Below are 22,373 nucleotides of genomic sequence, written 5' to 3' on the forward strand. Positions count from 1 at the left end.
TGGGCGCAGATGTTACCCAAGAGCACATGCACTAGCAAGCCGAAATCAGGCACAGACTTCAGTAACGACCTTGGCCAGCTCCTCGGCATAGCCGCGCACCTGAGCCTCGTCGTCGCCTTCCACCATGACCCGCACCAGCGGCTCGGTACCCGACTTACGCAGCAGTACGCGACCGCGCCCCGCCATCAGGTCCGTGACACGTGCGCAAGCATCCTTGACCGCCACATGCTCGACCGGATCGACATCACCAGAGAAACGCACATTGATCAGGACCTGCGGGCACTTGCGTAATGCCAGCCGCGCCTCCGCCAACGCCTTGTCGGCACGCTTGAGCGCCATCAGCACCTGCAACGCGGCGATGACCGCATCACCCGTGGTGGTGTGCTGACAGCACAATAGATGCCCGGAGTTCTCGCCACCCAGCAACCAGCCGCGCTCCTGCAGCTCAGCCACTACATAGCGATCGCCGACCTTGGCACGCACAAACGGAATGCCTAGCTCACCCAGGGCCAACTCGAGCCCCAGATTACTCATCAGCGTCCCCACCACTCCGCCCTGCAACTTGCCACGCTCGTGCAGATCACGCGCCATGATGTACAGCAGCTCATCGCCATCGACCATCGCCCCCGTGTGGTCGACCATCAGCACCCGATCACCATCGCCATCGAAAGCGATCCCGAGATCAGCCTGCTGCGCCAGCACTTCAGCCTGCAGCACCTCGACATGGGTCGAGCCACAGTTGTCGTTGATGTTCAAGCCATTAGGCTGAGCAGCAATCACCGAGACCTGCGCACCCAGCTCACGGAACACGCTGGGAGCCACTTTATAGGTGGCGCCGTGGGCGCAATCGAGCACTACCTTAAGGCCGGCGAAGCTGGTGTGGTTAGGCACACTGGCCTTGCAGAATTCGATGTAGCGACCGGCAGCATCATTGATCCGAGTGACCTTGCCGAGCTGCTCGGACTCCACCACCGTCATGGGTTGATCCAGCAATTCCTCGATCATCAGCTCGATCTCATCCGGCAGCTTGGTGCCCAGACCGGAAAAGAACTTGAAGCCATTGTCATGATGCGGATTGTGCGAGGCGCTGATGACGATGCCCGCTTCGGCCTGGAAGGTACGCGTGAGGTAGGCGATCGCTGGGGTCGGCATAGGACCGAGCAGCATCACGTCCGCGCCCGCCGCCAACAAGCCGGACTCCAGCGCGGATTCGAACATATAGCCCGAAATACGCGTGTCCTTACCGATCAGAATTCGGCATTTACCCTGCTTGCGGAAGGCCATGCCGGCCGCCCAGCCCAGCTTGAGAATGAACTCGGGAGTGATAGGGAACTGGCCAACACGGCCGCGGATACCATCGGTACCGAAATACTTTCTGCTCATAACCACTCCAATTTTCTTATTCGGCAGCCTGTACGGCAGCGACCATGCGTACCGCATCAACCGTCTCGGCAACATCATGGACGCGCAGAATGCACGCGCCCTTCGCCACAGCCAAAGCGGCCAGCGCCAAACCGCCGGGAAGGCGCTCATGCACCTCGCGCCCCAGGACCTGGCCAATCATGCTCTTGCGCGACACGCCGACCAATAGCGGTCGCCCGAAAGCATGCAACGCTTCCAGATCCTTGAACAGGCTCAGGTTGTGGGCAAGCGTCTTGGCGAAACCGAAGCCCGGATCAAGGATAATCCGCTCGGAGACGATACCCGCTTCCACACATGCGTCGATGCGCTGCGACAGAAACTCGCACACCTCACCCACTACATCGACGTAGTGAGGGTCATGCTGCATGGTGCCGGGCTCGCCGAGCATGTGCATCAAACACACGGGAAGACCGCTATCGGCTGCCGCCTCCAGCGCACCTTCACGACGCAGCGAACGCACGTCATTGATCAGGCCAGCCCCCAGGCGCGCGCCCTCGCGCATGACCGCCGGGGTCGAGGTATCCAGAGAGATGACCACATCCAGCTCGGACGCAATCGCCTCCACAACGGGCGCGACGCGCTCCAGCTCCTCCACGGGCGATACCGAACGGGCGCCCGGCCGAGTCGACTCGCCACCGACATCGATCAGCGTCGCGCCAGCGGCAACCATTTCAGCCGCGTGACGCAATGCTGCGTCATGTGCAGCGAAGCGGCCGCCGTCGGAAAAAGAGTCGGGAGTTACGTTGAGAATGCCCATGACATGCGGGGCGGAAAGATCAAGAACCCGACTGCCGCAAGGCAGTCGGGTCGGGTACTGCGGAAACGTCATGAGTGGACCTTAGTGCTCGCCCGCCGGACCACCGATGGGGGTCTCTGGGCGCTCCACCTGCTCCTTCGGAGTAGGAGTACCGGAACCACCCTGCCAGTCACGCGGCTCACGCGGAGTACGGCCCGCCATGATGTCGTCGATCTGCTCGGCATCGATGGTTTCGTACTTCATCAGCGCGTCGGCCATCATGTCCAGCTTGTCGCGATTCTCTTCCAACAGACGCTTGGCCGTGCCGTAGCAACCATCGATGATGCTGCGCACCTCCTCGTCGATCGCCTTGGCAGTTTCACCCGACACATTGGCCTGCTGACTACCAGCGCTACGACCGAGGAACACCTCGCCTTCCTCTTCCGCGTACATCAGCGGGCCGAGTCGCTCGGACAGGCCCCACTTGGTGACCATGTTCCGAGCGAGACGGGTCGCACGCATGATGTCGTTGGACGCGCCGGTAGTGACGCCATCGAAGCCCAGAGTCATCTCTTCGGCGATACGACCACCGAACAGCGAGCAGATCTGGCTGGTTAGCGTCCGCTTGGACAGACTGTAGCGATCCTCTTCCGGCAGGAACATGGTGACGCCCAGGGCGCGACCGCGCGGAATGATCGACACCTTGTAGACCGGGTCATGCTCGGGCACCAGGCGACCGACGATGGCGTGACCAGCCTCGTGGTAGGCTGTGTTGAGCTTTTCCTTCTCGGACATGACCATGGATTTGCGCTCGGCGCCCATCATGATCTTGTCCTTGGCCAGCTCGAATTCCTTCATTTCCACCAGGCGCTTGCTGGCGCGGGCAGCGAACAGCGAAGCCTCGTTGACCAGGTTGGCTAGGTCGGCACCCGAGAAGCCCGGAGTACCGCGCGCAATGACCGCCGGCTCGACGTTGTCGCCGATCGGCACCTTGCGCATATGCACCTTGAGGATCTGCTCGCGGCCACGGATGTCCGGCAGGCCGACCACCACCTGGCGATCGAAACGACCTGGACGCAGCAGCGCCGGGTCCAGCACGTCAGGACGGTTGGTGGCGGCGATAACGATGATGCCATCGTTCATCTCGAAGCCATCCATCTCCACCAACAACTGGTTGAGTGTCTGCTCACGCTCATCATGGCCGCCACCCAGACCGGCACCACGATGGCGACCAACGGCGTCGATCTCGTCGATGAAGATGATGCAGGGAGCATGCTTCTTGGCCTGCTCGAACATGTCGCGCACGCGACTGGCACCAACACCGACGAACATCTCGACGAAGTCGGAACCAGAAATGGTGAAGAACGGCACCTTGGCCTCGCCGGCGATGGCCTTGGCTAGCAGGGTCTTACCGGTACCAGGCGGACCGACCATCAGCACACCGCGCGGAATGCGGCCACCGAGGCGCTGGAACTTGCCCGGATCACGCAGGAACTCGACCAACTCACCCACTTCTTCCTTGGCCTCGTCGCAACCGGCAACGTCAGCCAGGGTGGTCTTGACCTGATCCTCGGAGAGCAGGCGCGCCTTGGACTTGCCGAAGCTCATCGGACCACCGCGACCACCGCCGCCGCCCTGCATCTGGCGCATGAAGAACATGAATACGGCGATAATCACCAGGATCGGGAAACTGGCTACCAGCAGCTGGGTCCAGATGCTCTGACGCTCTGGCTGCTTGCCGACGATTTCGACGTTATTGTCGATTAGATCCTTGATCAGGCCACGATCCTCGATGGCCGGACGCACGGTTTCGAAGGTGGTGCCGTCGAGATTCTTGCCGCTGATGATGTAGCCATCGACAGTGACTTGCTTGACCTTGCCTTCCTGCACCTGCTGGATGAACTCGGAGTAGTTCAGCTTGCCGGTGTCACTCGGGCTGGAGAAGTTATTCATCACAGTGACCAGGACGGCTGCGATGATCAGCCACAGGATCAGGTTCTTTGCCATGTCGTTCAATTCGCTACCCTCTGAAGCCAGCCTCGTCCTGAAACGCGCTTCGCATGACGGCTGGTGGATTACCAGCCTAACTTACTACACAACCCCTACCCCAGGCAGGAGCCGTCTGTAACCCTTTATGAGACTCGGACATCCGACTCGGCCGTGCCTCACCGGTTCCAGTCTAGGTGCCTCGACATCCCCGGGCCAGCGGACACCGGACATTCGGCGCAAGAGGCCGACATGCCCTTGCCTCTCCGAGGATCACTCAGCCTAGAGCCCATCGTCACTCATTTGGGGGCCAAATCTGAAATCACAAGGCCTGGCCGATAATCAGTGAGCGCAACGCCATGAAATAGCCGTCAGGCAGCGCCAGAGGGTGAAAGAGTGCCAAGGCCTCAAAATGCTGTTTCCGCCACTCCGGACTAGTCTTGCAGCGAGCCGGGCGGCTACCCGTCGGAAATAGAAAAGGGGCGCGCCCGAGCCGGGTCAGGTAGACTACGCCGTTTTTGCCGCCGGCATACCGGCAACGGAATGGGTAGAGGCCAAGGCCGACCCACCGTGCGGTGGCCGACTTTCACAGCAGCAGGGTCAGATTATGGCGCTTACCAACGAACAGAAGAAACACTTCAAATCTATCGGCCACCACCTGAAACCGGTATTGATCGTGGCCGAGAACGGCCTGACCGAAGGCGTACTGGCCGAACTGGAGCGCGCGCTCAACGACCATGAGCTGATCAAAGTGCAGTTCCGCCTGACCGAGCGTGACGATCGCCGCGCCCTGATCGACGAGCTGGCCGCCGCCGGGCGCTGCGAGCTGGTTCAGGTGATCGGCAAGATGGCCCTGATCTATCGCAAGAACCCCAAGCCGAACAAGAACCTGTCCAACATCCATCGCTATCAGGCCTGATAGCGATCCTGCCGCGCTAGCGCCGCTGCCCAGGCAGCGGCTGCATCACCAGCACCAGCCCGCACAGGGCCAGCACCAAGTAGTTGAACAGCAGCCAACGCTCGGCGCCTGGCAACCAGTGACGCACGGCGAAAAACGCCAGCGCCATGACCAGCACCATCAACAGCAGTTGACCGCGCAGATCGCTCCACAGGCTGCGCAGGCCCTCGACCTGGACCAGCACCATCCCCTGCAACAGCACACAGAACGCGGCAAAGCCCACCAGCAGCGGACTGAGCGCCGCCTTGACCTCTTCGATCAGCAGCGGCGCCAGGCCCATCTTCTCCAGCACCGGCAGCATGACGAAGTGCAGCAGCCACAGGCCGCCGACCCAGAAGGTCTGAGCCAGCTGCCAGCTGATGGCACCCGCCCGCAGCGATTGGCGCTTAAATATGGCGGACTTCGACAATCTCGTACTCGACCAGACCGCTGGGGGTCTTCACCGCCACCACGTCACCCTCTTCCTTGCCCACCAGGGCACGGGCGATGGGCGAGCTGACCGACAGCTTACCGATCTTGATATCGGCCTCGTCCTCACCAACGATTTGGTAGGTCACGGTCTCGTCGGTCTCGCAGTTGGCGATATCCACGGTAGTGCCGAAGATCACCTTGCCGGTGTGGGCGATGCTGGTGACGTCGATGACCACTGCATGTTGCAGGCGGCCCTCGATGTCACGGATACGCGCCTCGACCATGCCCTGCTGTTCGCGGGCAGCATGGTATTCGGCGTTTTCCTTGAGGTCGCCCAGTTCGCGCGCCTCGCCGATGTCCTGGCTGAGCTTGGGACGCACCACCTTGGTCAGGTGAGCCAGCTCGTCCTCCAGGGCGCGAGCGCCCTGGACGGTCATGGGGTACTTGTTCATGCCTTGATTCCTGCATGCAGATCCTGCAGGCGGCGCACGGTCTTCTCGGGACCGAACTTGAGCGCTTCGCAGATCGCCTGACCAGCCGCGATGGTGGTGGTGCAGTAGATCTTGTGCTGCAGGGCGTTACGACGGATGGAGTAGGAGTCAGCGATGGACTGACGGCCTTCGGTGGTGTTGATGATCAGGGTGACTTCGTCATTTTTGATCATGTCGACCACGTGCGGACGACCCTCGGTCACCTTGTTCACGCGACGCACCGGTAGACCGGCGGCCTCGATCACCTTGGCGGTACCGGCGGTGGCGACCACTTCGAAGCCCAGGCTGACCAGATCGCGCGCGACCTCGACGGCCTGCGCCTTGTCGTCTTCGCGCACGCTGATGAAGGCGCAACCGGAGTTCGGCAGGATTTCGCTGGCACCCAGCTGCGCCTTGGCGAAGGCCTCGCCGAAGCTGTCGCCGACACCCATCACTTCACCGGTGGATTTCATTTCTGGGCCGAGGATCGGGTCGACGCCAGGGAACTTGGCGAACGGGAACACCGCTTCCTTGACGCTGAAGTACGGCGGAATCACTTCCTCGGCGTAGCCAGCTTCGGCCAGCGACTTGCCCGCCATGACGCGGGCAGCCACCTTGGCCAGCGACTCGCCGACGCACTTGGAGACGAATGGCACGGTACGCGAGGCGCGCGGGTTCACTTCGATGACGTAGATGTCCTCGCCCTGCACAGCCATCTGCACGTTCATCAGACCGACCACGCCGAGCTCCAGAGCCATTTTCTTGACCTGGTCGCGGATCTCGTCCTGGATGTGCGCCGGCAGCGAGTACGGCGGCAGCGAGCAGGCGGAGTCACCGGAGTGCACGCCGGCCTGTTCGATGTGCTGCATGATCGCGCCGATCACCACGGTCTCGCCGTCGCACACCGCATCGATGTCGACTTCGATGGCGCAGTTGAGGAAGCGGTCCAGCAGCACCGGGCTGTCGTTGGACACTTTCACCGCTTCGCGCATGTAGCGCTTGAGCTCTTCTTCCTGGTAGACGATTTCCATCGCGCGGCCGCCCAGTACGTAGGACGGGCGCACCACCATCGGGTAGCCGATGGCCTTGGACAGAGCCAGGGCCTCATCTTCGCTGCGCGCGGTGGCGTTGGCCGGCTGGCGCAGGTTCAGACGCTGCACCATCTGCTGGAAGCGCTCGCGGTCTTCGGCGCGGTCGATGGCGTCCGGCGAGGTACCGATGATCGGCACACCAGCTTCTTCCAGGGCGCGGCAGAGTTTCAGCGGGGTCTGCCCGCCGTACTGCACGATCACGCCTTTCGGCTGCTCGACGCGGACGATTTCCAGCACGTCTTCCAGGGTCACCGGCTCGAAGTACAGGCGGTCGGAAGTGTCGTAGTCGGTGGAGACGGTTTCCGGGTTGCAGTTGACCATGATGGTCTCGTAACCGTCTTCACGCATGGCCAGCGCGGCGTGCACGCAGCAGTAGTCGAACTCGATGCCCTGGCCGATACGGTTGGGGCCGCCGCCGAGGATCATGATCTTGTCGCGGCCGCTCGGGTTGGCCTCGCACTCTTCCTCGTAGGTCGAGTACATGTAGGCGGTGTCGGTGGCGAACTCGGCGGCGCAGGTGTCGACGCGCTTGTACACCGGCAGCACTTTCAGCTTATGGCGGTGGCTGCGCAGGGTCTTCTCGGTCACGCCCAGCAGCTTGGCCAGACGGATGTCGGAGAAGCCTTTGCGCTTGAGCTTGAACATCAGGTCACGGTCGATGGCCGACAGAGCCAGAGTCTTGATGCGCTCCTCGTCCTTGACCAAGTCTTCGATCTGCACCAGGAACCACTCGTCAATGCGAGTCAGGTCGAACACTTCGGCGACGGTCTTGCCGGCGCGGAAGGCGTCGGCCACGTACCAGACGCGGTCGGCGCTCGGCACGGTCAGTTCGCGACGCAGGGTGCTCTCGGCTTCCGGGTCGTTCAGGTCGAGTTTCTCGTCGAAACCGGCGACGCCGACTTCCAGGCCGCGCAGGGCTTTCTGCATGGACTCCTGGAAGGTGCGGCCGATGGCCATGACTTCACCGACGGACTTCATCTGGGTGGTCAGGCGAGCGTCGGCTTTCGGGAACTTCTCGAAGGCGAAGCGCGGGATCTTGGTCACGACGTAGTCGATGGCCGGCTCGAACGATGCCGGGGTGCGACCGCCGGTGATGTCGTTCTGCAGCTCGTCGAGGGTGTAACCCACGGCCAGCTTGGCAGCGATCTTGGCAATCGGGAAGCCGGTGGCCTTGGAGGCCAGGGCCGAGGAACGCGACACGCGCGGGTTCATCTCGATGACGACCATGCGACCAGTGTTCGGGCAGATGCCGAACTGCACGTTGGAGCCGCCGGTTTCCACGCCGATCTCGCGCAGCACCGCCAGGGAGGCGTTACGCAGGATCTGGTATTCCTTGTCGGTCAGGGTCTGGGCCGGAGCAACGGTGATCGAATCACCGGTGTGCACGCCCATAGGGTCGAAGTTCTCGATGGAGCAGACGATGATGCAGTTGTCCTTCTTGTCGCGGACCACCTCCATCTCGTATTCCTTCCAGCCGATCAGCGATTCATCGATCAGCAGCTCGCTGGTCGGCGACAGATCCAGGCCGCGAGCGCAGATCTCTTCGAACTCTTCACGGTTGTAGGCGATGCCGCCGCCGGTGCCGCCCATGGTGAAGGACGGACGGATGATGCAGGGGAAGCCGACCTTCTCCAGCACGCCGTAGGCTTCTTCCATGTTGTGCGCGATGCCGGAAACCGGGCAGGCCAGGCCGATGTCTTTCATCGCCTTGTCGAAGCGCGAACGGTCTTCGGCCTTGTCGATGGTGTCGGCGTTGGCGCCGATCATCTCGACGCCGAATTTCTCCAGGATGCCGTGCTTTTCCAGGTCCAGCGCGCAGTTCAGCGCGGTCTGGCCACCCATGGTCGGCAGCAGCGCATCCGGACGCTCCTTCTCGATGATCTTGGCCACGGTGGCCCACTTGATCGGCTCGATGTAGGTGGCGTCGGCCATGGCCGGGTCGGTCATGATGGTGGCCGGGTTGGAGTTCACCAGGATGACGCGGAAGCCTTCTTCCTTCAGGGCCTTGCAGGCCTGGGCGCCGGAGTAGTCGAACTCGCAGGCCTGGCCGATGACGATGGGGCCGGCGCCGAGGATCAGGATGCTTTTGATGTCTGTACGTTTTGGCATGGTTCTTACTCGAATCCTTGGGTCAGTCGGCGTGGCTTAGCGGCGCTTGGCCATGGCTTCGATGAAGCGGTCGAACAGCGGGGCGACGTCGTGCGGGCCTGGGCTGGCTTCCGGGTGACCCTGGAAGCTGAAGGCGTCCTTGTCGGTACGCTCGATACCCTGCAGGGTGCCGTCGAACAGCGACTTGTGGGTAGCGCGCAGGTTGGCCGGCAGGCTCGGCTCGTCCACGGCGAAACCGTGGTTCTGACTGGTGATCATCACCACGCCGGAATCCAGATCCTGAACCGGGTGGTTGGCGCCGTGGTGACCGGTGCCCATCTTCACGGTCTTGGCGCCGGAGGCCAGGGCCAGCAGCTGGTGGCCGAGGCAGATGCCGAAGACCGGAATCTCGGTCTGCAGCACTTCCTTGATCGCAGCGATGGCGTAGTCGCACGGCTCGGGGTCACCAGGGCCGTTGGAGAGGAACACGCCGTCCGGGTTCAGCGCCAGCACGTCCTTGGCCGGAGTCTGCGCCGGCACCACGGTCAGGCGGCAGCCGCGCTCGACCAGCATGCGCAGGATGTTGGTCTTGACCCCGTAGTCGTAGGCGACCACGTGGTAAGGCAGCTCGCTGGCAGCGATTTCCGGGTGGCTGTCGCTCTTCAGGTTCCACACGCTGGTGCGCCACTCGTAGCGCTCGGTGCAGCTGACCACCTTGGCCAGGTCCATGCCTTTCAGGCCGGGGAAGCTGCGCGCCAGTTCCAGGGCTTTCTCCTCGGTGGCGTCTTCGCCGGCCAGGATGCAGCCGTTCTGCGAACCCTTCTCACGCAGGATGCGGGTCAGGCGACGGGTGTCGATGCCGGCGATGGCGACGGTACCGTTCTCTTTCAGGTACTCGTCCAGCGGCTGCTTGTCGCGCCAGTTGCTGGAGATCAGCGGCAGGTCGCGAATGATCAGGCCGGCGGCCCACACGCGGTTGGATTCGGCGTCTTCCGGCGTGGTGCCGGTGTTGCCGATGTGCGGGTAGGTCAGGGTAACAATCTGCTGGGCATAGGAAGGATCGGTGAGGATTTCCTGATAGCCGGTCATGGCGGTGTTGAACACCACCTCACCAATGGTATGGCCATCGGCACCAATGGCTTCGCCGCGAAAAATGCTGCCGTCGGCGAGTGCGAGTATGGCTGGCTTAGTCAAGAAGACCTCCCTTAGATCTGCTGCTTGTTCAAACGCAGGTTGTAAAAAAGCGGGATGACGTATTGACCGTCACCCCGCTTCTTTATCTGATTCATTCTGCGTTACTTTTAGTGGACACACTAAAGCGGGCAGCTTACAGGAAAAGCCCTTTTCGGTCCAGCAATTGCATGGACCGAAAAGGTATTTCAGTTCAGACCCAGCACGTCCTGCATGTCATAAAGACCGGCCGGCTGCGCCTGCAGCCAGAGCGCCGCGCGCACCGCACCCTTGGCGAAGGTCATGCGACTGGAGGCCTTGTGGGTGATCTCCACGCGCTCGCCGTCGGCAGCGAACAGCACAGTGTGATCGCCGACCACATCACCGGCACGCACGGTGGCGAAGCCGATGGTCTCGCGCTCGCGGGCGCCGGTCTGGCCTTCGCGGCCGTAGACCGCGACTTTCTGCAGATCACGCCCCAGGGCATTGGCCACCACTTCGCCCATACGCAGCGCGGTACCGGACGGCGCGTCGACCTTGTGCCGGTGGTGCGCCTCGATGATCTCGATATCGACATCATCGCCCAGCACACGGGCGGCGGTATCCAGCAGCTTCAGGCACAGATTGACGCCGACGCTGTAGTTGGCAGCGAAGACGATCGGGATCTGCTTGGCCGCCTCGCTCAGCAGCTGCTTCTCCTCCGGCGAGAAGCCGGTGGTGCCGATGACCATGGCCTTGCCCGCCTGGCGGCAGATTTCCAGGTTCTTCAGGGTCACCGAGGGATGGGTGAAGTCGATCAGCACATCGAACTGATCCAGCACCGCATTCAGGTCACCCGCCAGGGTCACGCCGATCTTGCCCAGCGCCGCCAGCTCGCCGGCATCGGCGCCGATCAGGCTGCTGTCCGGACGATCAATGGCAGCGGTCAGCTGCGCGCCTTGCGCCTGACCGACCGCCTCGATGAGGATCTTGCCCATGCGCCCGGCGGCGCCCATCACTGCAATACGTCGCATAGCCGACTCCTTAGATATCGCCGAAGAAGCGCTTCATGCCATCGAACCAGCCGCTGGCCTTGGGCGAGTGGGAGCTGTCACCTTCCAGCGACTTGCGGAACTCTTCCAGCAGCTCGCGCTGACGCTTGTCCAGGTTGACCGGGGTTTCCACCGCCACCTTGCACAGCAGGTCACCAGCACCGCCACCACGCACCGGCGCCACGCCCTTGCCGCGCAGGCGGAACAGCTTGCCGGTCTGGGTGCCTTCCGGAATCTTCAGCTTGACCCGGCCATCCAGGGTCGGCACTTCCAGCTCGCCGCCCAGCGCCGCGTCGGCGAAGCTGATCGGCACTTCGCAGTACAGGTGCTTGCCGTCACGCTGGAAGATCGGGTGCTCGCGCACGTTGACCACCACGTAGAGGTCGCCGGCCGGGCCACCATGGGAGCCCGCCTCGCCCTCGCCGGTCAGGCGAATGCGGTCGCCGGTATCGACGCCCGCAGGCACCTTGACCGACAGGGTCTTGCTCTCTTCCACTCGGCCCTGGCCGTGGCACGAACCACAGGGGTCGGTGATCATCTTGCCGCTGCCGTGGCAGCGCGGGCAGGTCTGCTGCACTGAGAAGAAGCCCTGCTGCATGCGCACCTGACCGATGCCGCCGCAGGTGGTACAGGTCACCGGGCTGGTGCCCTTCTTGGCACCCGAGCCATCGCAGGTCTTGCAGCCGACCAGGGTCGGCACACGGATGGTCACGGTGGTGCCGCGCACCGCCTCTTCCAGATCCAGCTCGAGGGTGTAGCGCAGGTCCGAGCCGCGCTGAGCGCCGCCACGCGAGCCGCCACGACCGCCGCCGCCGAAGAAATCGCTGAACACATCACCGAAGATGTCGGAGAAGTTGGCGCCACCGAAGCCGCCGGCACCGCCGCCGCCCATCTGCGGATCGACGCCCGCATGGCCGTACTGGTCGTAGGCCGAGCGCTTGCCGGCATCGGAGAGCACTTCATAGGCCTCGTTGGCCTCCTTGAATTTCTCTTCCGCGGCCTTGTCGTCCGGATTGCGGTCCGGGTGGTACTTCATCGCCAGGCGGCGATAGGCCTTCTTCAGGTCCGCCTCGCTGGCGCCGCGCTCCACACCGAGCACTTCGTAAAAGTCACGTTTGGCCATAAATCCTCAATACCTCTGATTCACAGGCTCCAGACACGCCAACGCGGGAGCAAGCCCCCGCGCGGAGAATCGCCAGCCGCATGGGCGGCTGGCTGGCACCTCAGTAAGCGGGGCTTACTTGTTGTCCTTGACCTCTTCGAACTCGGCGTCGACCACGTCGTCACCGGCGTCCTTGGCATCATCCGCGCCCTGGGCGGCAGCGCCCGGCTGCGGCTGCTCGGCGTACATCTTCTGCGCCAGCGGAGTGGTGGCCTCGGACAGGGCGTTGATCTTGGCCTCGATGGCCTCCTTGTCGTCGCCCTTCAGCGCAACTTCCAGCTCGCCAATGGCCTTCTCGATCGCCGCCTTCTCGTCGGCAGTGGCCTTGTCGCCAGCCTCGGTGATCATCTTGCGAGTGGCGTGCACCAGACCGTCGCCCTGGTTGCGGGCCGCGGCCAGCTCCTCGAACTTGCGGTCTTCCTCGGCGTTGGCCTCGGCATCACGCACCATGCGCTCGATCTCGTCATCGGACAGGCCGGAGTTGGCCTTGATCACGATGGACTGCTGCTTGCCGGTGGCCTTGTCTTTGGCGCCGACATGCAGGATGCCGTTGGCGTCGATGTCGAAGGTCACTTCAATCTGCGGCACGCCACGCGGAGCCGGCGGGATCTCGGCCAGGTCGAACTTGCCCAGCGACTTGTTCTGCGCGGCTTGCTTGCGCTCGCCCTGCAGCACGTGAATGGTCACGGCGCCCTGGTTGTCGTCGGCGGTGGAGAACACCTGCGACTTCTTGGTCGGGATGGTGGTGTTCTTCTCGATCAGCGCGGTCATCACGCCACCCATGGTTTCGATACCCAGGGTCAGCGGGGAAACGTCGAGCAGCAGTACGTCTTTCACGTCACCAGCCAGCACGGCGCCCTGAATCGCAGCACCGATGGCCACGGCTTCGTCCGGGTTGACGTCCTTGCGCGCTTCCTTGCCGAAGAACTCGGCAACTTTCTGCTGTACCAGCGGCATGCGGGTCTGACCGCCAACCAGAATCACTTCGTCGATGCTGCCAACGTCCAGACCGGAGTCCTTCAGCGCGATGCGGCACGGCTCGATGGTACGGGTGACCAGCTCTTCAACCAGGGCTTCCAGCTTGGCGCGGGAAATCTTCACATTGAGGTGCTTCGGACCGGTCGCATCGGCAGTGATGTACGGCAGGTTGACGTCGGTCTGCTGCGCGGACGACAGCTCGATCTTGGCCTTCTCGGCAGCCTCTTTCAGACGCTGCATGGCCAGCGGATCGCCCTTCAGGTCGATGCCGGACTCTTTCTTGAATTCGTCGACGAGGTAGTCGATCAGGCGAATGTCGAAGTCCTCACCACCGAGGAAGGTGTCACCGTTGGTGGCCAGTACTTCGAACTGGTGCTCGCCATCGACTTCGGCGATCTCGATCACCGACACGTCGAAGGTACCGCCGCCCAGGTCATAGACGATCACGGTGTGGTCGCCCTTGGCCTTGTCCATGCCGTAGGCCAGCGCAGCCGCGGTCGGCTCGTTGATGATGCGCTTGACCTCGAGACCGGCGATGCGGCCGGCGTCTTTGGTAGCCTGGCGCTGGCTGTCGTTGAAGTAGGCCGGAACGGTGATGACCGCCTCGGTCACTGGCTCGCCGAGGTAGTCTTCGGCGGTCTTCTTCATCTTCTTCAGCACTTCCGCGGAGATTTGCGGCGGTGCCATTTTCTGGCCCTTCACTTCCACCCAGGCGTCACCGTTGTCGGCCTTGGCGATCTTGTACGGGACCATCTTGATGTCTTTCTGCACGACGTCTTCATCGAAGCGACGGCCGATCAGGCGCTTCACCGCATACAGGGTGTTGTGCGGGTTGGTCACGGCCTGACGCTTGGCGGACTGGCCAGCGAGGATCTCGCCATCATTGGTGTAGGCGATGATCGACGGCGTGGTGCGCGCACCTTCGGCGTTTTCGATGACCTTGACGTTACCGTTTTCCAGAACTGCGACGCAGGAGTTGGTAGTCCCCAGGTCGATACCGATGATTTTGCCCATATTCTTTCTCCCGAAACTTTGGATTCTCCGCAGCCCTGCTTCAGTGGCTGCGGCAGCAAATAAACGCTTGATCTAACAGATGGGGCTGATCGCCCGGATTTCAAGCCTGCTCGTCGATGGACGGCGGCGGCGCGATCGGCGCCTTGCTCACCACGACCATGGCCGGGCGCAGCAGACGGCCGCTGAGCAGATAGCCCTTCTGGAACACCTTGAGCACGGTATTCGGCTCGACGTGGGTGCTCTCTTCCATGGCCATGGCCTGGTGGTGCTCCGGATTGAACGGCGTGCCGTGCGGATCGACCGCCTCCAGCTGGTAACGCTTGAGGGTGTCGTGGAACAGCTTGAGGGTCAGTTCCATGCCTTCGCGGATCGCCTTGCTCGATTCGTCGCTGGCACTGGTCAGTTCCAGGCCGCGCTCCAGGCTGTCGACTACCGGCAGCAGGTCGTTGGCGAATTTTTCCAGGGCGAACTTGTGCGCCTTTTCCACATCCTGCTCGGCGCGGCGGCGCACGTTCTGCAGGTCGGCGGCCATGCGCAGGGATTGATCCTGGGCGGCGGCCAGCTGCTCTTCGAGGGTCTGCACACGGGCAGCCAGCTCGTCGCCAGCGGGCGCTACGCCTGCCAGTTGCTCTTCTGCGGTTGCCGTATCCAGGTTCTGTTCGTCTGCCATTGGGTCCTCCTGTGATTGCTTGGCGGGTTCTGACCCGCGCTTCTGTTCACCTATATGGGGGCCGAGCACAGGGTTTCAAGGGTTATTGCCCAGACAAAACAAAACACTGTATAAATAGCCAGCACAAACTTTTGGGAGCGCTCTCCATGCTGGTGCACCTGTCCGTTCACAACTACGCCATCGTCGAACACCTGGATCTCGAACTGCAGCGCGGCATGTCGGTGATCACCGGCGAGACCGGCGCCGGCAAGTCGATCATGCTCGACGCGCTCGGCCTGGCCCTCGGCGACCGCGCCGACAGCGGCGTGGTGCGGCCCGGAGCGGACAAAGCCGACATCCTCGCCAGCTTCGACCTGGAAGACATCGCCGAGGCCCGCGCCTGGCTGGCCGAGCGCGACCTGGACAACGACGGACCGTGCATCCTGCGCCGCGTCATCACCAGCGAAGGCCGCTCGCGCGGCTACATCAATGGCGCGCCCTGCCCGCTCGGTGACCTCAAGGCTCTGGGCGAGCTGCTGATCGATATCCACAGCCAGCACGAACACCAGTCGCTGCTCAAACCCGACACCCATCGCCGTCTGCTCGACGAGTACGCCGGCAGCCAGGAGCTGGCGCGCCAGGTGCAGCTAGCCGCGCAGCGCTGGCGCCAGACCCGCCAGGAACTGCAGCGCCTGTCCTCGACTGGCGATGAGCAGCGCGCCCGTCACCAGTTGCTCAGCTACCAGCTGGAAGAGCTGGAAAACCTGGCCCTGGGCGACAACGAGCTGGAGCAGCTGGAGCAGGAACACAAGGCCCTGAGCAATTCCGAGCAGTTGCTCGGTGCCTGTCGCCAGGTGCTCGAGCTGTGCAGCGAAAGCGACGCCGGCAACGTGCTGTCAGCCCTCACCGCCAGCCTCAACCGCCTCGGCGGCTTCGCCGATCAACCCGCTCTGGGCGAGGCCACCAACCTGCTGGCCAGCGCGCAGATTCAGGTGGAAGAAGCCGTCGGTGAACTGAACCGCTTCATCGATCACTTCGACGCCGACCCGCAGCGCCAGCAGTTCCTCGAAGAGCGCCTGGACGCCATCTACGGCCTGGCGCGCAAGCACCGCGTGCAACCCTTCGAACTGGGCGAACTGCAGCAGCGCCTGCTGGAAGAACTGGAAGGCCTGAACGCCGACGACGAGGCGGTCGAGCGCCTGGGCGAGGAGCTGGCCGCCTACTCCCGCCACTACCAGGACAAGGCCGGAGAGCTGAGCACCCTGCGCCAGCAAGCTGCCACCCGCCTGGCCGCCGCAGTGCAGGAAGAAATGCAGGCGCTGGGCATGCCCGGCGGGCGCTTCAATATCGAACTATTCAGCGGCAGCAGCGACGAACCACAGCCCCAAGGCCTGGAGCAGGTGGAGTTCCTGGTCAGCGCCAACCCCGGTCAGCCGCTGAAATCCCTGGCCAAGGTCGCTTCGGGTGGCGAGCTGTCGCGTATCAGCCTGGCCATCCAGGTGATCACCGCACAGACCTCGCGGGTGCCGACCCTGGTGTTCGACGAAGTCGACGTCGGCATCGGCGGCCCCACCGCCGAAGTGGTCGGTCAGCTGCTGCGTCGCCTCGGCGAGCGCGGCCAGGTGTTGACCGTGACCCACCTGCCGCAAGTCGCGGCCCAGGGTCACCAGCACCTGTTCGTGCACAAGGCGCGCGGCAAGGACAGCACGCAGACGGCGGTGGCCAACCTGGCACCGGAAGGCCGCGTGGAAGAGATCGCGCGCATGCTCGGCGGTGTCGACCTCACCGAGGAGTCCCTGGCCCACGCGCGCAAGATGGTGACCAAGGCCCAGGCCTGAACCATCCCGCAACGAAAAAGGCGCCCCATGGGGCGCCTTTTCTTTATCTGGGCTGGATTGTGCTTACTTCTTCTTGCGCACGTACAGCACCAGATTGTGATCGACCAGCTCGAAACCGTGCTGCTTGACGATTTCTTTCTGCAGCTTCTCGATCTCCGGATCGAAGAACTCGATCACCTCACCGGAATCCACGCAGACCATGTGGTCGTGGTGGCCGCCATCGGCCAGCTCGAACACGGCATGGCCGCCATCGAAGTTGTGGCGCTCGACCAGGCCGGCAGCCTCGAACTGGGTCAGGACGCGGTAGACGGTGGCCAGACCCACGTCTTCGCCGGCCTCCATCAGGGCCTTGTACACATCTTCGGCACTCATGTGGCGCTGACCGGAGACGGTCGAGTCGAGCATCTGCAGAATCTTCACGCGCGGCAGGGTGACCTTCAGGCCAGCTTTACGCAGTTCGTTGTTTTCAACCATGGTCGGCTTTCTCGTGCTTGCTGCTTCGCAGCTCCCGTTTATGCGGGTATGATCGGGGTTTAATTTGCCCAGCCAAGATAGTGGAAGTCACCCACCGATGCAAAACACCAAGCTCTTGCTGCCCAGCCTCACCCTCGTGGGTCTGCTCGCACTCGCCGGCTGTTCGTTTCCCGGGGTTTACAAAATCGACATCCAGCAGGGCAATGTCGTTACGCAGGACATGATAGACCAGTTGAAGCCTGGAATGACCCAGCGACAAGTGCGGTTTATCATGGGCAACCCCATGATCACCGACACTTTCCACGCCAAGCGCTGGGATTACCTGTACAGCATCCAGCCGGGCGGTCGTCAGCGCTACCAAGAGCGCATCAGCCTGGAGTTCGACGCCAATGATCAACTGATCGGCCTGGCCGGCGACTTCATGCCGGGCGTCAGCCGCGACCAAGAAATCCTCGGCGAAGACACCGACACCACCACTCCGCAGAGCCAGCCGCAACCGCAGGCCGAAGAGCCAGCCAAGCCGGGCTCGCTGCTGGAGCAGATCCAGAACGAAGTCGACTCCGCCGAGCCGATTCCGGTGCCGATTCCGGAGCCGCTGGACCCGCAGCCGCAATAAGCGCGGCGCAGAAAAAAGCCCGGCCAATGCCGGGCTTTTTCATGTCTGCTCGATTACTCGCCCTGCTGCGCCGCCCTGGCCTTGGCTGCCCGCGCCTTGCGCACTTCCTTGGGGTCAGCCAGCAGCGGTCGGTAGATCTCCACTCGCTCACCCGCTTCCAGCACACGCTCTTCCGGCTTGGCCAGCGCCTTGCCGAAAATGCCCAGCGCAGCGCTGGCCAGGTCGAGACCGGGAAAATGCTCGTGCAGCGCCGAACGCAGCGCCGCCTCGCGCGCCGTGGTGCCGGGCGGGACGCTCAGGCTCAGCAGCTTCTGCTCGCCGGCCAGGGCGTACACCACCTCGACCACGATCTCAGCCATTGAGCTGCTTGGCCCGCTGGCAGAAGGCGTCGACCATGGTGTTGGCGGCCTGGGTGAACAGCGGACCGAGCGTCGCCTTGACCAGCGCACCGGCGTAATCGAAGGTCAGGTCCAGGCTGATCTTGCAGGCCTTGTCGCCCAGCGCCTTGAACTCCCACAGGCCATGCAACTGGGAGAACGGGCCGCTTTCCAGACGCATCTCGATGGACTTGCCCGGCACTAGCTGGTTGCAGGTGGTGAACTGCTGACTGACGCCGCCCTTGGCCACGGTCAGGGTCGCGCGCATCTCGCTCTCGCTGGCTTCCAGCACCTCGGACGCCGCGCACCAGGGCAGAAACTGCGGGTAACTGGCCACGTCGTTGACCAGGTCGTAGAGGGCCTGCGCCGGGTAGGGCAACAGGGCCGAGCGTTGAATGCGGGTGCTCATCAGTCTTGGGTTCCTGAACTGCTGCACCGGCCTGCCGGCGCCACGGAGCGCGCATTGTGCGGAATTCGACTTGCCCCCTCAAGCGCACCTGTCGCCACGGGCGCATCGACTCCCTATAATGCGCGCCCTATGGCCAAGCAGAAGAAACACCCCACCGGGACCATCGCGCTGAACAAAAAGGCGCTGCACGATTACTTCATCGAACACAAGTTCGAGGCCGGCCTGGTCCTGTCCGGCTGGGAAGTGAAGAGCCTGCGCGCCGGCAAGGCGCAGCTGGTAGACAGCTACATCCTGCTCAAGGATGACGAAGCCTGGCTGATGGGTTGCCACATCACCCCACTGAAGACTGCCAGCACCCACGTCATCGCCGACCCGACGCGCACCCGCAAGCTGCTGCTGAACAAGCGCGAGCTGGACAAGCTGTTCGGCTCGGTGCAGCAGAAGGGCTACACCTGCGTGGCCCTGTCGATCTACTGGAAGGCGCACCTGATCAAGTGCGAAATCGCCCTGGCCAAGGGCAAGAAGGATTTCGACAAGCGCCATACCGAGAAAGAGCGGGATGCCGACCGCGAGGTCCAGCGTGCCATGCGCACCAAGGGCAAAGGCAATCAGGACGACTAAGGGCGCTAAGGCGCCCTTTCTTCTGCCCGCTAGAAACCTCGGCGCTGCGACCTGGCCAGGCGCTTGGCCTCCTGCTGCGCCTCCTCCAGCACTTCCTGCACGTAATGAATGTGCCGGTGCGACAGCTCCCGAGCCTCCTCGGCGCGGCGCCCGATGATCGCCTCGAACAGCGCCTGGTGCTGCTCGCGCAACTGGTCGCGGGTCTCGCTGCGCTGCAGGTACATGCCGCCGATATTGGTCACCACGTTGTGCTTGAGCAGGTCGAACAGGCCGCGAATGGTGTGCAGCAGTACTGCGTTGTGACTGGCCTCGGCAATGGCCAGATGGAAGCGCGCGTCAGCCGCGCCCTCCTCCGCCCGACTGGCCTTGCTGTTCGGCGCATAGCAGCGCTGCAGCTCGTCGAAGGCGGCCTGCAGGCGCTCGTGATCGACCGGCGTGGCACGCTGCGCCGCATAGAAGGCGCAGGAGCCCTCCAGCGTATGGCGGAACTCCAGCAGGTCGCGCTGCGCATCCGGATTGCTCTCCAGCAGATGCAGCAGCGGGTCACTGAAGGTCGAGCCCAGCTCGGCCGCCACATAGTTGCCGCCACCCTGGCGACTGACCAGCAGGCCCTTGGCCGCCAGCTTCTGGATCGCCTCGCGCAGCGACGGGCGTGACACGCCGAACTGCTCGGCCAGTACCCGCTCCGCCGGCAGGCGCTCGCCCGGCTTGAGCGTGCCCTCGAGGATCATCGATTCGAGCTGACTGACGATGTCGTCCGACAGGCGGCGCTGCCGCACCTGACCGAATGTCATACCACTTTCACCTTCAATTCCCAGCACGCCGCAGCTTGTGCCACGGCATTTGCCGGGCAGCCTAACCAGCCCCGTCCAGCGCCACAAGCGGCGCGGCGCGAGCGCACTACTCGACCAAAGTCGCAGGCCGACAAATTGACACGGCCGAAGCCAGGCTTTTACCCTGAGCGCCTGGCTTTGTAAATTGGTATTACCAATTATCCCAAAGTCATCGAGTCGCTCGACCTGCCGCCGCCGGGCCAGAAGCCTGAGGACCACCGAGCGCGAGGCACCTCCAAAAACAATTAGGGAGCCACCCGCAATGCAAACCTGGCAACAGCTCTATACCCCGCTCGGCAGCCTCGGCCTGTCGGCGCTCGCCGCACTGATCCCGATCATCTTCTTCTTCCTCGCCCTGGCCGTGTTCCGCCTCAAGGGCCACATCGCCGGCACCATCACCCTGGCGCTGTCGCTGCTGGTGGCGATCTTCGCCTTCGGCATGCCCGCCGAGAAAGCCTTCGCCGCCGCCGGCTACGGCTTCGCCTACGGCCTGTGGCCAATCGCCTGGATCATCGTCGCCGCGGTGTTCCTCTACAAACTCGCGGTCAAGAGTGGCCAGTTCGAGGTAATCCGCAGCTCGGTGCTGTCGATCACCGATGACCAGCGCCTGCAGGTGCTGCTGATCGGCTTCTCCTTCGGCGCCTTCCTCGAAGGCGCGGCCGGCTTCGGCGCACCGGTGGCGATCACCGCCGCCCTGCTCGTCGGCCTCGGCTTCAACCCGCTGTATGCCGCCGGCCTGTGCCTGATCGCCAACACCGCGCCGGTGGCCTTCGGCGCCCTGGGCATTCCGATCACCGTGGCCGGCCAGGTCACCGGCATCGACCCGTTCAAGATCGGCGCCATGACCGGCCGCCAACTACCGCTGCTGTCGATCATCGTGCCGTTCTGGCTGGTAGCGATGATGGATGGCTGGAAAGGCATCAAGGAAACCTGGCCGGCCGCGCTGGTCGCCGGTGGCAGCTTCGCCGTCACCCAGTACTTCACCTCCAACTTCATCGGCCCGGAACTGCCGGACATCACCTCGGCCCTGGTCAGCCTGGTCAGCCTGACCCTGTTCCTCAAGGTCTGGAGTCCGCGCCGCGCCGAAGACAGCGAAGTGGTCAGCATCACCGGCGGCGCCGCGACCCTCGGCGGCTTCGGCGGCCAGAGCGGAGCTACCCCGTCGCCCTACAGCTTCGGCGAGATCCTCAAGGCCTGGTCGCCGTTCCTGGTGCTGACCGTGCTGGTCACCATCTGGACCCTCAAGCCGTTCAAGGCCATGTTCGCCCCGGGCGGAGCGCTGGAGAGCTTCGTCTTCCTGTTCGCCATCCCGCACCTGGACCAGCTGGTGCTGAAGGTCGCGCCGATCGTCGCCAACCCCACGCCGATCCCGGCCGTGTTCAAACTGGACCCGATCTCCGCCACCGGCACCGCGATCTTCTTCTCGGCACTGATCTCCATGCTGATCCTGAAGATCGATTTCAAAACTGGTCTGACCACTTTCAAGGAAACCTTCATCGAGCTGAAGTGGCCGATCCTGTCCATCGGCATGGTGCTGGCCTTCGCCTTCGTCACCAACTTCTCCGGCATGTCCACCACCATGGCCCTGGTCCTGGCTGGCACCGGCTCGCTGTTCCCGTTCTTCTCGCCGTTCCTCGGCTGGCTGGGCGTATTCCTGACCGGCTCGGACACCTCGTCCAACGCCCTGTTCGGCTCGCTGCAGGCCACCACCGCGCACCAGATCGGGGTCAACGACACCCTGCTGGTGGCCGCCAACACCAGCGGCGGCGTGACCGGCAAGATGATCTCGCCGCAATCCATCGCCGTGGCCTGCGCCGCCACCGGCATGGTCGGCAAGGAATCCGACCTGTTCCGCTTCACCCTCAAGCACAGCCTGATCTTCGCCACCTTCGTCGGCCTGATCACCCTGGTCCAGGCCTATTGGCTGACCGGCATGCTCGTGCACTGAGGACATTCGGATCTGCTGCGCGTCGGCGATACAGCGTTAGACATGGCCTCGGGCTGCTCATTTACAGCTCGTAAACTCCGCGCCCTCGGCC

Annotated in this window: 20 protein-coding genes; 5 read left to right on the forward strand and 15 right to left on the reverse strand. The window is 63.4% G+C overall.

Features of this window, described 5'->3' with window-relative positions; genetic code table 11:
* Positions 1-45: 45 nt before the first annotated feature.
* Genes glmM through ftsH form a run of 3 tightly spaced genes read right to left on the reverse strand, consistent with a single transcriptional unit; the run spans position 46 to position 4,165 of the window.
* Positions 46-1,383: a phosphoglucosamine mutase gene (gene glmM / locus IP89_RS07765; protein ID WP_043308806.1), complete on the reverse strand. Its 1,338-nt coding sequence runs from the start codon at positions 1,381-1,383 to the stop codon at positions 46-48.
* A 16-nt stretch (positions 1,384-1,399) separates the two neighbouring features.
* Entirely contained in the window at positions 1,400-2,251 is an 852-nt protein-coding gene (gene folP, locus IP89_RS07770; RefSeq protein ID WP_043308807.1) for a dihydropteroate synthase, read from the reverse strand.
* A gap of 9 nt (positions 2,252-2,260) precedes the next feature.
* Positions 2,261-4,165: an ATP-dependent zinc metalloprotease FtsH gene (gene ftsH / locus IP89_RS07775; RefSeq protein ID WP_043308808.1), complete on the reverse strand. Its 1,905-nt coding sequence runs from the start codon at positions 4,163-4,165 to the stop codon at positions 2,261-2,263.
* A 586-nt stretch (positions 4,166-4,751) separates the two neighbouring features.
* Between ftsH and yhbY the strand changes: the two genes are divergently transcribed.
* Positions 4,752-5,063, forward strand: coding sequence for a ribosome assembly RNA-binding protein YhbY (gene yhbY / locus IP89_RS07780; protein ID WP_043308809.1), 312 nt, complete (start codon positions 4,752-4,754; stop codon positions 5,061-5,063).
* A gap of 16 nt (positions 5,064-5,079) precedes the next feature.
* Here yhbY and IP89_RS07785 read toward each other — a convergent pair whose 3' ends face one another.
* The 8 genes from IP89_RS07785 to grpE all read right to left on the reverse strand — a co-directional run bounded on the left by IP89_RS07785 (position 5,080) and on the right by grpE (position 15,241).
* Positions 5,080-5,478, reverse strand: coding sequence for a hypothetical protein (locus IP89_RS07785; protein WP_043309042.1), 399 nt, complete (start codon positions 5,476-5,478; stop codon positions 5,080-5,082).
* A 10-nt stretch (positions 5,479-5,488) separates the two neighbouring features.
* Complete coding sequence (gene greA / locus IP89_RS07790) at positions 5,489-5,965, reverse strand: transcription elongation factor GreA (RefSeq protein ID WP_043308810.1); 477 nt, start codon at positions 5,963-5,965, stop codon at positions 5,489-5,491.
* Complete coding sequence (gene carB, locus IP89_RS07795) at positions 5,962-9,183, reverse strand: carbamoyl-phosphate synthase large subunit (RefSeq protein ID WP_043308811.1); 3,222 nt, start codon at positions 9,181-9,183, stop codon at positions 5,962-5,964. Before carB ends, greA begins: the two co-directional genes overlap by 4 nt.
* 36 nt (positions 9,184-9,219) lie before the next feature.
* Positions 9,220-10,356 (reverse strand): glutamine-hydrolyzing carbamoyl-phosphate synthase small subunit, encoded by a 1,137-nt coding sequence (carA, locus tag IP89_RS07800; protein WP_043308812.1) that lies wholly within the window; start codon positions 10,354-10,356, stop codon positions 9,220-9,222.
* A gap of 185 nt (positions 10,357-10,541) precedes the next feature.
* Positions 10,542-11,345, reverse strand: a complete 804-nt coding sequence (gene dapB / locus IP89_RS07805) for a 4-hydroxy-tetrahydrodipicolinate reductase (protein ID WP_043308813.1) — start codon at positions 11,343-11,345, stop codon at positions 10,542-10,544.
* Between the two features lie 10 nt (positions 11,346-11,355).
* On the reverse strand, positions 11,356-12,486 hold the full coding sequence (dnaJ, locus tag IP89_RS07810) for a molecular chaperone DnaJ (RefSeq protein ID WP_043308814.1): 1,131 nt from the start codon (positions 12,484-12,486) through the stop codon (positions 11,356-11,358).
* Positions 12,487-12,600: 114 nt separating this feature from the next.
* Entirely contained in the window at positions 12,601-14,517 is a 1,917-nt protein-coding gene (gene dnaK, locus IP89_RS07815) for a molecular chaperone DnaK (RefSeq protein WP_043308815.1), read from the reverse strand.
* Between the two features lie 100 nt (positions 14,518-14,617).
* Positions 14,618-15,241, reverse strand: a complete 624-nt coding sequence (gene grpE / locus IP89_RS07820; protein ID WP_256203122.1) for a nucleotide exchange factor GrpE — start codon at positions 15,239-15,241, stop codon at positions 14,618-14,620.
* A gap of 92 nt (positions 15,242-15,333) precedes the next feature.
* Here grpE and recN point away from each other — a divergent pair, with 92 nt between their 5' ends.
* On the forward strand, positions 15,334-17,004 hold the full coding sequence (recN, locus tag IP89_RS07825) for a DNA repair protein RecN (RefSeq protein ID WP_043308817.1): 1,671 nt from the start codon (positions 15,334-15,336) through the stop codon (positions 17,002-17,004).
* 63 nt (positions 17,005-17,067) lie between these two features.
* Here the strand turns inward: recN and fur are convergent, their stop codons facing one another.
* Positions 17,068-17,478 (reverse strand): ferric iron uptake transcriptional regulator, encoded by a 411-nt coding sequence (fur, locus tag IP89_RS07830; protein ID WP_043308818.1) that lies wholly within the window; start codon positions 17,476-17,478, stop codon positions 17,068-17,070.
* 97 nt (positions 17,479-17,575) lie between these two features.
* On the opposite strand from fur, the gene IP89_RS07835 reads away from it, so the two are divergent.
* Positions 17,576-18,094 carry an outer membrane protein assembly factor BamE gene (locus IP89_RS07835; protein WP_043308819.1) on the forward strand — a complete coding sequence of 173 codons (519 nt, stop codon included), beginning with the start codon at positions 17,576-17,578 and terminating at the stop codon, positions 18,092-18,094.
* A 53-nt stretch (positions 18,095-18,147) separates the two neighbouring features.
* Here IP89_RS07835 and IP89_RS07840 read toward each other — a convergent pair whose 3' ends face one another.
* Both IP89_RS07840 and IP89_RS07845 read right to left on the reverse strand, forming a co-directional pair.
* On the reverse strand, positions 18,148-18,453 hold the full coding sequence (locus IP89_RS07840; RefSeq protein WP_043308820.1) for an RnfH family protein: 306 nt from the start codon (positions 18,451-18,453) through the stop codon (positions 18,148-18,150).
* On the reverse strand, positions 18,446-18,880 hold the full coding sequence (locus IP89_RS07845; RefSeq protein ID WP_043308821.1) for a type II toxin-antitoxin system RatA family toxin: 435 nt from the start codon (positions 18,878-18,880) through the stop codon (positions 18,446-18,448). Before IP89_RS07845 ends, IP89_RS07840 begins: the two co-directional genes overlap by 8 nt.
* Positions 18,881-19,009: 129 nt before the next feature.
* Here IP89_RS07845 and smpB point away from each other — a divergent pair, with 129 nt between their 5' ends.
* On the forward strand, positions 19,010-19,501 hold the full coding sequence (gene smpB, locus IP89_RS07850) for an SsrA-binding protein SmpB (RefSeq protein ID WP_043308822.1): 492 nt from the start codon (positions 19,010-19,012) through the stop codon (positions 19,499-19,501).
* 29 nt (positions 19,502-19,530) lie between these two features.
* Here the strand turns inward: smpB and IP89_RS07855 are convergent, their stop codons facing one another.
* Positions 19,531-20,295 (reverse strand): FCD domain-containing protein, encoded by a 765-nt coding sequence (locus tag IP89_RS07855; RefSeq protein WP_043308823.1) that lies wholly within the window; start codon positions 20,293-20,295, stop codon positions 19,531-19,533.
* Between the two features lie 301 nt (positions 20,296-20,596).
* Here IP89_RS07855 and IP89_RS07860 point away from each other — a divergent pair, with 301 nt between their 5' ends.
* Positions 20,597-22,282 (forward strand): lactate permease LctP family transporter, encoded by a 1,686-nt coding sequence (locus IP89_RS07860; protein WP_043308824.1) that lies wholly within the window; start codon positions 20,597-20,599, stop codon positions 22,280-22,282.
* Positions 22,283-22,373: the final 91 nt, after the last annotated feature.

The organism is Pseudomonas sp. ML96 (genome assembly GCF_000761545.1).
Lineage (GTDB): Bacteria > Pseudomonadota > Gammaproteobacteria > Pseudomonadales > Pseudomonadaceae > Aquipseudomonas.